The sequence below is a fragment of the Paraburkholderia youngii genome (genome assembly GCF_013366925.1).
Taxonomy (GTDB): Bacteria; Pseudomonadota; Gammaproteobacteria; order Burkholderiales; family Burkholderiaceae; genus Paraburkholderia; species Paraburkholderia youngii.
The window spans coordinates 1-12957 of sequence record NZ_JAALDK010000004.1 but is presented as its reverse complement, the minus strand read 5'-3'; the positions used below and the strand labels follow the sequence as shown (position 1 = coordinate 12957).

At 63.6% G+C, this 12957-nt stretch carries 14 protein-coding genes; 8 read left to right on the top strand and 6 right to left on the bottom strand.

The window, feature by feature from the left end:
• Window positions 1-13: 13 nt before the first annotated feature.
• The 6 genes from sctS to sctU are packed head-to-tail and all read right to left on the bottom strand — an operon-like array spanning window position 14 to window position 6189.
• Window positions 14-277, bottom strand: a complete 264-nt coding sequence (gene sctS, locus G5S42_RS42435; protein ID WP_176112549.1) for a type III secretion system export apparatus subunit SctS — start codon at window positions 275-277, stop codon at window positions 14-16.
• 10 nt (window positions 278-287) lie between these two features.
• A complete protein-coding gene (gene sctR / locus G5S42_RS42430; RefSeq protein WP_176112548.1) occupies window positions 288-938 on the bottom strand; it encodes a type III secretion system export apparatus subunit SctR in 651 nt (216 codons plus the stop codon).
• Window positions 925-2274: a type III secretion system cytoplasmic ring protein SctQ gene (gene sctQ, locus G5S42_RS42425; RefSeq protein ID WP_176112546.1), complete on the bottom strand. Its 1350-nt coding sequence runs from the start codon at window positions 2272-2274 to the stop codon at window positions 925-927. The genes sctR and sctQ overlap by 14 nt, the downstream gene beginning before the upstream one ends.
• 27 nt (window positions 2275-2301) lie before the next feature.
• Window positions 2302-2979, bottom strand: a complete 678-nt coding sequence (gene sctP, locus G5S42_RS42420) for a type III secretion system protein SctP (protein WP_176112543.1) — start codon at window positions 2977-2979, stop codon at window positions 2302-2304.
• A 7-nt stretch (window positions 2980-2986) separates the two neighbouring features.
• Complete coding sequence (gene sctV, locus G5S42_RS42415; protein ID WP_176112542.1) at window positions 2987-5089, bottom strand: type III secretion system export apparatus subunit SctV; 2103 nt, start codon at window positions 5087-5089, stop codon at window positions 2987-2989.
• A complete protein-coding gene (gene sctU, locus G5S42_RS42410) occupies window positions 5083-6189 on the bottom strand; it encodes a type III secretion system export apparatus subunit SctU (RefSeq protein WP_176112540.1) in 1107 nt (368 codons plus the stop codon). The genes sctV and sctU overlap by 7 nt, the downstream gene beginning before the upstream one ends.
• Before the next feature lie 258 nt (window positions 6190-6447).
• On the opposite strand from sctU, the gene G5S42_RS42405 reads away from it, so the two are divergent.
• From G5S42_RS42405 to sctT, 8 genes are all read left to right on the top strand, one after another.
• Entirely contained in the window at window positions 6448-7044 is a 597-nt protein-coding gene (locus G5S42_RS42405) for an HrpB1 family type III secretion system apparatus protein (RefSeq protein WP_176112539.1), read from the top strand.
• Window positions 7045-7076: 32 nt separating this feature from the next.
• Window positions 7077-7529 (top strand): type III secretion protein HrpB2, encoded by a 453-nt coding sequence (locus G5S42_RS42400; protein WP_176112538.1) that lies wholly within the window; start codon window positions 7077-7079, stop codon window positions 7527-7529.
• A 61-nt stretch (window positions 7530-7590) separates the two neighbouring features.
• Window positions 7591-8415 carry a type III secretion system inner membrane ring lipoprotein SctJ gene (gene sctJ, locus G5S42_RS42395; RefSeq protein WP_176112537.1) on the top strand — a complete coding sequence of 275 codons (825 nt, stop codon included), beginning with the start codon at window positions 7591-7593 and terminating at the stop codon, window positions 8413-8415.
• 116 nt (window positions 8416-8531) lie between these two features.
• Window positions 8532-9275 carry a type III secretion protein HrpB4 gene (locus G5S42_RS42390; protein WP_176112536.1) on the top strand — a complete coding sequence of 248 codons (744 nt, stop codon included), beginning with the start codon at window positions 8532-8534 and terminating at the stop codon, window positions 9273-9275.
• Window positions 9260-10069 (top strand): type III secretion system stator protein SctL, encoded by an 810-nt coding sequence (sctL, locus tag G5S42_RS42385; RefSeq protein ID WP_246392644.1) that lies wholly within the window; start codon window positions 9260-9262, stop codon window positions 10067-10069. Before G5S42_RS42390 ends, sctL begins: the two co-directional genes overlap by 16 nt.
• Entirely contained in the window at window positions 10066-11427 is a 1362-nt protein-coding gene (gene sctN / locus G5S42_RS42380) for a type III secretion system ATPase SctN (RefSeq protein ID WP_176112534.1), read from the top strand. The genes sctL and sctN overlap by 4 nt, the downstream gene beginning before the upstream one ends.
• Window positions 11424-11930, top strand: coding sequence for a hypothetical protein (locus G5S42_RS42375; RefSeq protein ID WP_176112532.1), 507 nt, complete (start codon window positions 11424-11426; stop codon window positions 11928-11930). The genes sctN and G5S42_RS42375 overlap by 4 nt, the downstream gene beginning before the upstream one ends.
• A complete protein-coding gene (gene sctT / locus G5S42_RS42370; RefSeq protein ID WP_176112530.1) occupies window positions 11927-12805 on the top strand; it encodes a type III secretion system export apparatus subunit SctT in 879 nt (292 codons plus the stop codon). The genes G5S42_RS42375 and sctT overlap by 4 nt, the downstream gene beginning before the upstream one ends.
• The last annotated feature ends 152 nt before the right edge of the window (window positions 12806-12957 follow it).

The window sequence follows — 12957 nt, the reverse complement described above, 5'->3', positions numbered from 1 at the left end:
TGTCAGCGGCGCGCTATTGCGGTAGCACCGCGCTCATCATCTGGTCGGCGAAATGCAGGACGGTGGCGCCCGACAGCGGCGCGACGATGACAATCGTGACGGTGACCGCGATGATTTTTACCGCATGCGAGATCGACTGGTCCTGCATAGATGTGATCGCCTGCAGGAACGACACGCCCAGCCCGACCAGCGCGGCCACCACCACTGTCGGCAACGACACGGTCAGGCAGAGCAGCATGCCCTGCATGGTGTACTGCATCAGCGTGTCCATTTGCATGGCGGATTTTCTATCGATAGCTCATTACGAGCCCGTGGATGAGCGTCGACCAGCCGTCCATCGCCACGAACAACAACAGCTTGAACGGGATCGCGACGTTGGTCGGCGTGATCTGGTTCAGCCCCATTGCAAGCAGCACATTTGCGATAATCAGGTCGACCACGATAAACGCGATATACAGCATGAAGCCGATCTTGAACGCATCGGTGAGTTGAGTCAGCGCGAAGGCGGGTGCGAGCACGATCAGGTCGTCCTCTTTGAGCGCCTGCGCTTCCTGCTTGGGCCACACCATGTTGGCGGAACGCACGAAAAAGCGCTTCTCGCGTTCCTGCGCGTGCGCCTTGAGAAACGCGCGGAACGGCTCCTCGGTTGCGTCGAAGATCTGGATCATCGCCTGCGAGGATTGCGGCGCGATCGACTGGCTTTGCAGCTGCTTGCTGGCGGCAATGCCAATGGGCGCCATGACATAGATCGACACCAGGATCGCGATACCGTTGAGCACCATGTTGGGTGGCACCTGCTGCACGCCCAGCGCGTTTCGCAGCAGCCCGAGCACCACCACGACCTTGGCGTACGACGTCACAACCATCGCCACGAACGGGATCACGCTGATGACGACGATTGCCAGCAGCAGCCCGGTGATGTCGCTAAACTGGACCATCGGCGGACCTCGGACGCCCCGCGGCGCAGTGCGCCATGCGAATGATTCGCACGCCAAGGTGCTCGCCGACCGTCACCAGTTCGCCGTACCCGATCGTGCGCCCATGCACGACGAGACGCAGCCGCGCGTCGGCAAACGGCACGGGAAACTCGACCACGTAGCCGGGCCCAAGGGTGGAGAGTTGTGCAAGCGGCATGGCGACCGTATCGATTTCGAATTGCACGGGCAGTTCCAGCTCGCCAACCCGGATAAGGTCATCGGCTTGATTGACGGTGGCGGCTGCATCGACAAAAGCCGAGTCCAGCTTGTCTGACATGTACGGCTCCTTGGCGAGGATGGGCGTTGGCCCGTCGAATTGCACGGCGGCGCACAGGCGCTTGAGCCCCGGCGTGCCCCATACGGCCACGGCGCGCGGCGCTGGCGCGCCGTGGCCAGCGGGATCCGGCGCGGTTTCGTGCGAGGCGAGGATCTGAGCGTCGAATCCAGGAAAGAGGGCGCGCAGCAGGACGTCGCCCGGAGACAGTTCCTGAAGGGTGGCGACTGGCAGCGCCTTGACGCCGAGCACAATGCTGCCCGGTAGTAGCAGGTCATAAAAAAACGTCACTGGCGAGATGCGCGCGACACAGGCGTCAAAGACCATGAGCGCGGCGCGCGGCAGCGACAGCAGATGTTCGTAGCGTTCTGGCGCGCGGCTGGTGGCGCCTCGCACGGGGTCCGCCAGCGCATAAGCGAGTTGCACGACTGGTCCCGCATCGCGGCTTGCAAGACTCCCGCGTGAGATGTCGACAAGACGTGCATCGACAAAACCAAGAACCATCATGCGCGTCAGCAGCGGCTCGACAAGCAAGCCCGCCACCGCCAGCGTGAGCGCGTCACGCGTGCGCGAGGCAGCTGCGTCCGGTGCGGCAGCTGCCGGAGCGCTCATGCTGCCGCCCAGCGCGATGCGCAGCGAGGGATATTGTTCAAGGTCGACTTCGAGCAGCGCTTCCGCCCGCGCGGCGGGATTGTCCGCCACGCTGAACGCGAGGCGTAGTAACGCCGGGTCGCGTGCTCGCGACCCGGCGCTCGCCTGTTCGCCTGCCGCGAGTACTTCAATGGCGATTAGCTGCGCGCCGCCTTGAGCGGCGCAATCCGCAAGCCGAAGATCGCACAGCGACTGTAAGAAGGGCAGCAGTTCATGACTGACAGGCGTGAGCCTGAGCGCGGCAACGGGCATTGCCGGGCCGGCGGCGTTGACGGCGCCGGCCGCCAGATCGGTTGCCCCGGCCCCGCGCCGATGCACAAGCGCCGCGTGCACGACCGGCCTTGGGCGCGAGTCATCGTCAAGTTCCGGCATCGAAGCGGCCATTGGCTTCAGCCCCGCTTACCAGACGGTGATCCGAATGTCGCGGATGTTGCCCCAAGCACTGAGTGTTGCATCGAGCTCCCGTTCAAGCATTGCACTGTGGTCCAAGAGTAGTTGCCTGGCCGCGGGATCCGCCACATCGAAGCGAAGCTGCATGACGAAACGCGAAAGCGTGAGGTAGAGCGTGGTGTGAGAAAATTGCGTCTCATCGAGTGGCATGCGCACGTCCCAGTTGCCCGCTGCCGCGATGGCGCGGTCGTTGGCGAATCCCGCGATCTCATGCGCGAGTGTCCCGACCATGTCGAGCCCCCGTTGCTGGCTCGCGAACACCGAGGCAACCAGCGCCTCGGAGGCATGCTCTACACGCGCTCCCTGGCCGTCGTTGCCCGCGGCATCGGACGAGGCGGGGGCCAGTGCCATGCTGTCAAGGCGCGTATACTTCAGGCCTGCGCTCGGCAGGCACGCGCCGTCGCGCGAAGCCGGCAAGCCGCCGTCGCCTGCTCCGCCGCGATGCGTGCCTGCAGGTTGTACGGCATGCGACTCCCGTCCGACCGGCCGATGCAAACCGGGACCGCCGCGCAACAGGCTCGCGTAATCGAAGTTCGAAGAGCGCTCGGTCTTGCTCCATGCGCTGCCATCGTCTGCGTGATCATCGACCGGAACGACGCGCAGGCGGCGCGAATAGATCGAGGTCATCGCAAGCTCAAAGGCCAACGCGGCCGAGCGGCTTGAACTCGACCTGCTCGCCCAGTTCCTGGTACGAATACACCGCGAGCCAGCCGATGCTCGTCTCGATCATGCGCCGCACGTAACGGCGGATATCCATCGACGTGACGAGCGCCACGCCGCTTTGCGGCGTCTCGCCCACAAATGCCTTGATGCGTTCAGTGAGGGTGGCCATGTGCTCGGGCGGCAGCGCAAGGAAATTGCCGGTGGGCGTCTGCTTGATCGACTGCCGGATATGTTGTTCGACCTGCAGGTCGAACAACACCACGGAAAGTGTTTTGCGGCCCGCGGTCGCACGATGCGCAAGAAAGCGCGATAGGTCGCGGCGCAAGTACTCAGTGAGCATCAGCGTGTCTTTTTCCTTCGGGCCCCATACCATCAGGCTTTCCATGATGGTGGGCACGTTGCGGATCGATACGCTTTCCTCCAGCAAGCGGCGCAGCACGTCGGCGATGCGCTGCAGCGGCAAGCCCTTCTGCACTTCGACGACAAGGCCAGGATACTCGGCGCCGAGCTGATCGAGAATCCACTGCACTTCCTGGATGCCGAGGAAGAGCGGAGCATGCCGGCGCAGCAGCGCCACCGACGCATGTGCGATCACCTGCTCCGCGCGCCATACCGTGGTCTTCGGGGGCACCTGGCGGTCTTCGATCCAGTGCGTGGGAGCGCCGCTGGGTTCGATCGGGTCGCGCGTTTGCGCCTTCGCCATCAGCGCGGCGAGCGCACCGGCGTCCACGGGCGCGCTTGCGGGCATCGACAAATGCAGCGTGTGCGCAGCCTCGGGCAGCATCACCTTGCCGGGCGGCAGTTCAATGCGCAGTTGCGGGACGTCGTGGACCAGGATCTCGCAGGTGGACGGGGGCAATGCGGCATGCGTCCACATGGTGATGCCGGGAAAGGGCAGGCCGAGTTCTTCCTGCAGCGCGCAGCGTTCGAGATCGAACGACTTGTCAAGTGACGGCATGGCCAGCCGCGCGAGCAGGTCCGGCGCAATGCGCACGCCTAGCGCGCAAGTGAATTGCGGCGCGCGCGTGAGGATTGCAGGCGTCTGCGTCCTGGAGCCCGACCGTTGCATGGCATTGAGGCCTTCGTCCTCCTGGGCCGGAGGCTGCGGCGTCTTGCGGTTCAGGCGGAACGCAGAAAACGCCAGCGTTCCCGAGAGCAGCAGGAACAGCGCGGCGGGAAAACCCGGGACAGCGGCGAACGCAAGCAGCAGCGCCGACGCGAAGTACAGCGCGCGCGCACTGGCACCCAACTGGCGGCCGATTTCGTCGCCCAGCGAAATCGGCTTCGAGCGCCGTTCGTCCGAGACCCTCGTGATCATCACGCCTGCCGCTACCGAAAGCAGCAGTGAAGGAATCTGCGAGACCATGGCGTCGCCCACCGATAGCACCGAGAAGCGGTTCGCCGCTTCGCCCGCGCTCATGCCGTGGTACGCGACACCCACGGCGATCCCCGCGACAATGTTGATGGTCGTGATGATGAGGCCTGCGATCGCGTCGCCCTTGACGAACTTCATCGCGCCGTCCATGCGGCCGTTCAGCTGGCTTTCGATTGCAAGCGTCGCGCGCTTCATGCGTGCCTGTTCGCCGGTCAGCAGGTTGGCGCGCAAGTCGGCATCAATACTCATTTGCTTGCCCGGCATGGCGTCGAGCGAAAAACGCGCACTGACTTCCGCCGCGCGTTCGGAACCTTTCGCTATCACAATGAACTGCACGGTCGTGATGATGCCAAACACCACCAGCCCGACCACCAGGTTGCCGCCTACCACCAGCTCGCCGAAACTGTCGATGATATGGCCAGCCTCGGCGTCCAGAAGGATCGATTTGGTGGAGGCAATGTTCAGCGACAGCCGGTAGAGCGTGGTGAACAGCAACAGCGTCGGAAACGCGGAGAGCGAGAGCACGTTCGGCACGTAAAGCGTGATCATGAGCAGTGTCACGCTGATCGCAATGTTGATTGCGAGCAGGATGTCGATCAGTGCGGGTGGCAACGGCAGGATCATCAGCGAGATGATCGCGACGATCATGGCCGCGATACCGAGTTCGCCCCCGGCGGGCAGTTTGAACGCTTTCAACATGACAGGTCCGTGGAGTCGCCGGAACGGAAGGTGGCGGTTCCGGTGTCGCCGCGCTGCGCTCCGACGGCATTGACCCAGCGAAGTATCGCCGCCACGGTTTCAAACAGTTCCTCGGGAATAGGCTGGTCGATGCCGATCTTGTAGAGCGCGCGCGCGACGGGAGGATTGCCAATGATCGGCACGCCCGCATCATGCGCCTCGCCGCGCAGCCTTGCAGCCCGTTCGTTCATGCCTTTTGCGATCACGCGCGGCAACGGATGTTCGTCGGGTGCATACCGCAGTGCGACTGCATAGTGTGTCGGATTCACGAGCATCACATCAGCCTGCGACACGGGCGCCTGCACCGCCGTCTCCAGGAGTGATCGCACAATCCGCCGGCGTTCGCGCTTGATGCGCGGATCGCCCTCGAGCTGCTTGTTTTCATGCTTGACTTCGTCCTTGCTCATCATCAGCCGCTTGATGAACATCATCGACTGCAGCTTGACGTCTGCGCCGCCGGTCAGAAGCAGGATCGCCGTCGCGGTGACCAGCAGGCGCACCATGATGTCCCACATCAACAGCACGAGCCCCGGCAATGGCCGGTATAGCGATCCCACGATCAGCGGGAACAGCCGCTTGATGGTGACATACATGGCTGCCCCCATGAGCACAGCCTTGATGATCATCTTCGCCATGTCGATCAGGGTCTTGACGGAAAAAATACGCTTGAGGCCGGTCATTGGATGGACGGCGGTCAGGTTTGGCGTCACGGGTTTCATCGCGATCTTGAAGCCGACCTGCGCGCCGCAGGCGAGGATCGCCGCGAGCGCTGCCGCGCACACGCAGGGAATGATCACGACCAGCGCCGCTCCGCCGAGCTTGAACAACTGTGCGTAAAGCTTGGTGTCCGAATGATCGGCATCGACGAAGACGGTCGCGAGCGCGATCAAGCCGCGAAACGCGTCGTTGAGATGGCTTGCGCCCGCTGCGAGCAGCAGGACCACCGCTGCCATGCTGACGGCCGAAACCAGATCCGCGCTATGTACGGCCTGACCGTCATTGCGCGCGTCCGCGAGCTTCTTGCGAGTGGGCTTTTCAGTCTTTTCGTCGGTCTGGCTCATGAAACGGCTCTGTGAACGGCGGGAGGATGCCGGGAAAGATGTGGCGCCGGCGCTTAGCCGGGATGGGCCGGAAGCGTGACCGACGTTACCGCGCCCTGCTTGCGCCGGCCGGTATGCAGGCGAAGCGAGCGCATGCGAGGCGAAGCACGCCGGGCGCTTCGGGTGTGCTGCGTTTGCTTCGCGTCGGTGCTGCGAGGCGGTGTTGCCAGTTGCTATGGTCTTTCGTACCGGCCCGAAGTCATCAAGGAGTCAGCAGCCGTGAACGCCAGCAAACCGGAGTACCTGAACTGCAGTGCCGAAATTGTCGGCGGATTGATTGAAACGTTGTGTGTGGCGCTGTTCGAAAAGTTTCCTAGACCTTCGGCGGATCGTGAAGACGTTGGTCTTGTGCTCGATGCACTGCATGTGTTGCGCCCTGATGTCCCCGAAGTGGATGCGCTAGACGGCATCCTGCAAATCGTGAATGGCAATTGGGATGATGCGATCCATATCCTTCACCAGGTCGTGGCGCGCGCGCCAGGCTTCCTGTATGCGAAGTCGTTGCTTGCTTTCAGCCTTGCCGCAAAGGGCGACCCGCATTGGCGCCAGTGCGCGGGCGAAGTGATCGAGAGTGACGCGGCGGGCGGAGACGCGGACAAGCTAATGCGCGCGCTGATTGCCCGGGACGACCTGATGGCCGCGCAGCGGGCCGGTCAATTGAACGGCAAGTTTGTCATGCCCGATTCGGTTGCGGCAATGATCGACATGGCGCGAGCACCAGCGGACGCACGAGGCACGCCGAATAGCGCAGGCAGCGGCCAGAAGGCAGGCGCGGCGGCCGAAGGCGCGCCATACCAGGGCTTTATCGGCGCGTGAAAGCGAGACGCCGAGCATCGTCTGGTGCAGGTTTGAAGATCGTTTCACGTGAACACGGCGCCAACGCCATGGCAATGTGTCGGGAGATACCCATGAGTATCAGTATTGAAGCCCTGCAAATGCGGGCCGCACTCGATTCGCTCGCGCAGGGCGGGAGCAAGGGCGGGACGACGCCGGCGGAGCTGGCCAGCCGCTTCGAGTCGATGATGCAGGGTGCGCATCTTGAAGCACCGGCCGCGAACACGCCCAGCGGCATGCAGACCGCCGCGAAGGTCCTGGCCACCCAGGATGCAGAACTGCAGCGCATTCCTGTCGACGCCCAGGCGTTCGTCCAGGCGGCGCCAACGATGTCGATGCAGCAACTATCGGCGAGCGCCACAACGCTGATGCTGAATATGTCGACCGCGCAGCTTGATCTGCAGGCGAAGATGGGCGTGGTCCAGTCGACCAAGTCGGCAATCGAGACACTGATGAAGAACCAGTAATTCCGCCTCCGGCTTGCAACGGCTGGTTGGGTCATCACTCAGAAAACTGCAGGGAATGCACATGGTGGAACCAAGCACGCTGCGCCCCGTAAGTAGATGGCTGTTGTGCGCGCTTGCGCTCTGCATGCTTCTCGGCGGCTGCAAGAAGCAGTTGTACGGCAAGCTGGCCGAGCAGGATGCCAACGAGATCCTCGTAGCGCTGCTCGAGCATGGCGTGGATGCGGGCAAGGAGACGCCAGACAGCGGCAAGACCTGGTCGCTGCAAGTGGATGACAGCCAGGTGGTGCAGGCCATTCAGGTGTTGCGCGCGGCTGGTTTGCCGCGCAGCAGTTACGACAACCTCGGCGAGTTGTTCAAGAAGGACGGCCTGTTGTCCACGCCGACCGAGGAGCGCGTGCGGTTCATCTATGGCATGTCGCAGGAACTTTCGTCGACGTTATCGAAAATCGACGGCGTGCTGGTCGCACGCGTACAGATCGTGCTTCCGAACAACGATCCGCTCGCGCAAATCATCAAGCCGTCGTCGGCGGCGGTGTTCATCAAATACCGGCCGGACGCGGATGTCGGCGCGCTGGTGCCGCAGATCAAGACACTGGTCATGCATAGCGTGGAAGGCCTGAATTACGAAGAAGTCAGCGTGACCGCGGTGGCAGCCGACCCGCTCGACGTGGCCCGCATCAAAAGCGCTTCCGGCACCCCGGCATGGGTGATTGCGGCTATCGTGGGCGGCTGTCTCGTGGTTGCGCTCGCATTGCTGGTGGTGGCGCGGCGCAGCGTGCAGTTGGGCAGCGAGCCCGCGACGGACGCAGAGAAGGGTACGGGCGGGAGTCTGGTCGGGCGCGTGCGCCGGATTCTCGGACGCGTGCCTGCGCGGCCGGCAGGATGAGCGGCGCGGCCGGATGCCGTCTGCAATGACAAATGACACGATACCTCGCCAGCGCGCGTGCGCCGCGTTCGCAAACCCGATTGCATACCGGACTGCAAACCAGGAGTGACGCGACCATGAGCGCGCGGCTCAACCAACCTTTCATACGCGCGGCGGCAGCGCTGCGCGCTTATCGCGCCAACGCTGGCGAAGCTGCGCGCTGGATGCATCCGTCCTGGACGCTGTTCCTGCTCGCGCTCGACGCGGCGCAGCTCGCCGAATGGAACCGCGCGCTTGCGCAGTCGTCGCCTGCTGCCGTGGAGCGTGTGTCGCTTGCTTTGTGCGCAAGCGCGGGCGTGGCCGCGCCGTCTATCGAAACACTCTCGCAGCCGGCCTTGCGTCCCCGGCCACAAGGCGCGAGCCCCAATCCGTCGCTGATCGACGTGGTTCCTGCCGTCACCGGACTGCAGGTGCTGCGCATGCGCGCGCTGTCGTTCAGGCGCACGGAAGTGCGCCGTCTGATCGACCGGCGCTCGCGCAAGCAACTCTCCGCGTGGGCCGGGTGCTCAGTCGATTCGCTATGGCACGACGCGCATCTTGCCGAGGCTCCGGATATTGCACGTCTTGGCATGCGGGCGCGGATCATGCCGCTGGGCGAACTGGACGCAGATGCACTTTCGCTCGAAGGCCTGATGCTGATACAGCGCGACCTCGAAATGCAGGTGTCCCCCTGTCCGCTGCTGGGCTTGGCGTTGCCGCGCATGCAGCATCCGCCCGCATGGATTACCGGCATGCCGCGCGAGATCGATTCACCGGGTACCGCGCGGCTATTTGCGCGGCTGCCGGAACTGCTACCGGAGTGGGCATGGCTATTTGGTTGAGAAACACTCGTCAATTGCAGGACGGCGCCACTGATGATCCGGGCAGCACGCGTGTGGGCGCTGCAGCGGAGATCATGGGCGCAGCGGAATTCGGCGCGCTGGTCGCGCTCGACGAAGGCTTCCGAGCGCTGCGCAGCGAACGCGAGGCAGTGCTGGCTGCGGCGCGAGAGGAAGCAGCAAGGCTTGTCGATGCGGGCCGTGCGGAGGCGGTCGAGTTGATCGAACAGGCGCGCCGCGAGCGCGAGACGGCAGAGGCGGAAGGTTATCGCGAAGGCGAGCAGCGCGCGCTCGCAGACTGGTTCGAGCGCACCGCGCAAGAAGGCGACGCACATGCGCGGTTGCTCGGACGCATGCGCGAGCGCCTGGCAGCCGTCGTGTCGATTGCTGTCGAAAAGGTGGTGAGGGTCGAGCAGCGCGGCCTGTTGTTTGAAAGGGCGCTTCTGGAAGTCGACCGCATTGCAGGCGGCGCGACCTATCTGAACATCGCCGTGCATCCTGACGACCACGATCACGCCCGCATTGCTTTCGACCGGCTAGCCGTGCGTTGGCGGGAAGTAGGGCAGGCGTTTCCGATGTCCATCGTGGCGGACGGGCGGCTTGCGCCGGGCAGTTGCATCGCAGAATCGGATTTCGGCACGGTCGACGCCAGTCTCGAAACGCAGCTGTGTGCAGTGCGCACTGCGGTGTCACGGGCGCTCAAGCGCGCCGTCCTGGACGCAGAGCAACACAGCTCGGGCGCGCTGGAGGAAGGGGATGCGCCGAGCGACCAGACAAGCGAGGCGCACAGCACATGAACCAGCCCTGGCTTCCTCCCGAGGCGGACTTCAGCCTTTTCACCGACGAAATCGAGCGTGAGCTGCTCGAGGCGCCGGGCATCGTGCGAACAGGCAAGGTGGTCGAGGTGGTCGGCACGCTGATCAAGGTATCGGGGCTTGACGTATCGCTCGGCGAGTTATGCGAGCTGCGCAACCTGGCTGACGGGCAGGTGCAGCACGCGGAAGTTACTGGCTTCACGCGCGACCTCGCGCTCCTCTCTCCATTCTCGCGGCTTTCCGGTATTTCGCGGTCGACCCAGGTGTTCGGCCTCGGCCGGCCGCTGGAAGTCGGCGTAGGCGACGCGCTGCTCGGCCGCGTGATCGACAGCCTGGGCGTGCCGCTCGATGGTGGTCCGCCGATCGAAACCAGCGACACGCGCCCGGTGTTCGGTAGGCCGCCGCCTGCCATGGGCCGCCGCCCGATTACGCAGCCTCTTACTACCGGCGTGCGCCTGGTGGATGGCCTGATGACGCTGGCGGAGGGCCAGCGCGTAGGCATCTTCGCACCCGCGGGCGTGGGCAAGAGCACCTTGCTCGGCATGTTCGCGCGCGGCACCGAGTGCGATATCAACGTGATCGCGCTGATTGGCGAACGCGGACGTGAAGTCCGCGAATTCGTCGAGGAGATTCTGGGGACGGACGGAATGGCCCGCTCCGTGGTCGTGTGCTCGACCTCGGACCGCTCTTCCATGGAGCGCATGAAGGCCGCGTATGTTGCAACTGCAGTTGCCGAATATTTTCGCGACCGGGGCCAGCGGGTCCTGCTGATGATGGACTCGCTTACCCGATTTGCTCGCGCGGGCCGCGAGATCGGCCTGGCCGCCGGCGAGCCGCCCGCACGGCGCGGTTTTCCCCCTTCGATCTTCGCTGATTTGCCGCGCTTGCTGGAACGCGCGGGGATGGGCGCGGGAGAGCATTCAGGCTCGATCACGGCGCTTTACACCGTACTTGCCGAGGACGAGAGCGGGACCGATCCGGTGGCCGAGGAAGTACGCGGCATTCTCGATGGCCACATGATCCTCTCGCGTGAGATCGCAATGAAGAACCGTTATCCCGCCATCGACGTGCTGGGCAGTCTCTCGCGGGTGATGCCGCGCGTGGTGCCCGCACACACGCTGCAAGCGGCCGGGCGGGTGCGCGAAATGCTGGCGAAGTATCGCGAAGTCGAGATGCTGCTGCAGATCGGCGAATACCAGGCGGGCAACAATCCTGTCGCCGATGAAGCGATTGCCAAGCGCGCCGCGCTGGAAGCTTTTCTCACGCAAGGCACCGATGAATTCACACCGCTTGAGCGCACCCGCGCCAGCCTCGCCGAACTCGGCGCACCAGCGCTATGAACGATCGCCGCATCGTGGCGCTCGAACTTTCCGCGCGTCGCCGCCAGCGGCTGGACGACGTTTTGCGTGGCACGCTCCAGCAGCAGCGCGAGGGACAGGCGCAGCAAGTCGCGCTGTGTGTCGCATGGCAGCGTCAGGCCGACAGCAGCGCCGCGGCGCTGCTCGAGCGCAACGAACGCCTGGATGCGCTCACGTGCGGAACCCGGGCGTTTTCTATCGAAGCGCTCAATGAAGCGCAGCGTTACCTACAGCGCGTGGCCGAGCTCCATCACATGAACCTGTCCGCTCTCGAACGGCAGCAGGCAGAACTGGCGCAATGCGACGCTGCGATTGCCCGGACTCGCCAGCAGATCGCGAGCAACCGCATGTGTATCGATCTGGTCAAGGACCGTGCGAGTCGCATACAGCGCGAGATCGACAACACGGCAAGCGATGGCGCTGACGACGAGTCGCAGGAGAATGCCGTTGGCCGCGTGCTGCGCGCGCGGAGCGTGCCCGTGTGAATTCAATTGCCGCGCTCCCGCCAATCGTCGAACTGATCGGCGGCTATCTGATCCTGATAGGGCTGTGTGCGCTGCGCCTGTTTGTCACCTTCTACATATTTCCGCCAACTGGCCACACCGTGCTGCAAGGCCTCGTCCGGACCGCACTTGTCATACTGTTCAGCGCTTACGTTGCGTATGGCCAGCCGGGCGATTTCATTGGCACCCTGCATGGCGCGCTGCTGGTCGAAGTGGAGATGCGCGAAATTCTGATCGGCCTCGTGATCGGCTTCGCTGCGTCCGTAGTGTTCTGGGTCGCGGAAGGCGCAGGCACTTATATTGATGACCTGGCCGGTTACAACAACGTGCAGATCAGCAACCCCACGCGGCCCGAAACTTCCACTCCTACCGCCACGCTGCTCGGCCAGGTTGCGATCACCGCGTTCTGGGCGTTCGGCGGCATGACCTTTCTCCTCGGAACGGTGTACGAGTCGTATAACTGGTGGCCAGTTTCGGCAGCGTCGCCCAACGTCTCGAACATCATTGAAGCGTTCACCATGCGCGAAACCGACACGCTCATGCAACTGGTCGCCAAGCTCGCCGCGCCTATGATGCTGATCCTGCTGCTGATCGATTTCGCCTTCGCCTTCGCAGTCAAATCGGCGGCAAAGTTCGACCTGGCGACCTTGAGCCAGCCCGTCAAGGGAGCGATGACCTTGCTAATGCTGGCGCTCTTCGTTGGCCTCTTTGTGGATCAGGTCAAGAATCAGCTCAATCTGCGAGACTTCTCGGCCACAATGCAGGCACTTTCGCAGAGGGCAGGCGCCGACAAACCTGACGCCGCGTCGGGCGCCCGGCCGCCAGCCTTGACAAATCCGGCAACAAAAACTCAATAGTTCTCAAATTGTCATCGGAAGTGAGACTTTTTGAGAGTTTCGATTCAACTCTCCGTTACATTGACTGCCATCCGGAATGACACGCAGCCAGCGCATCACCAGGAGCACAGCCATGTTCTCGACACTGTATTTTCCATTTGTCGCCACCATTT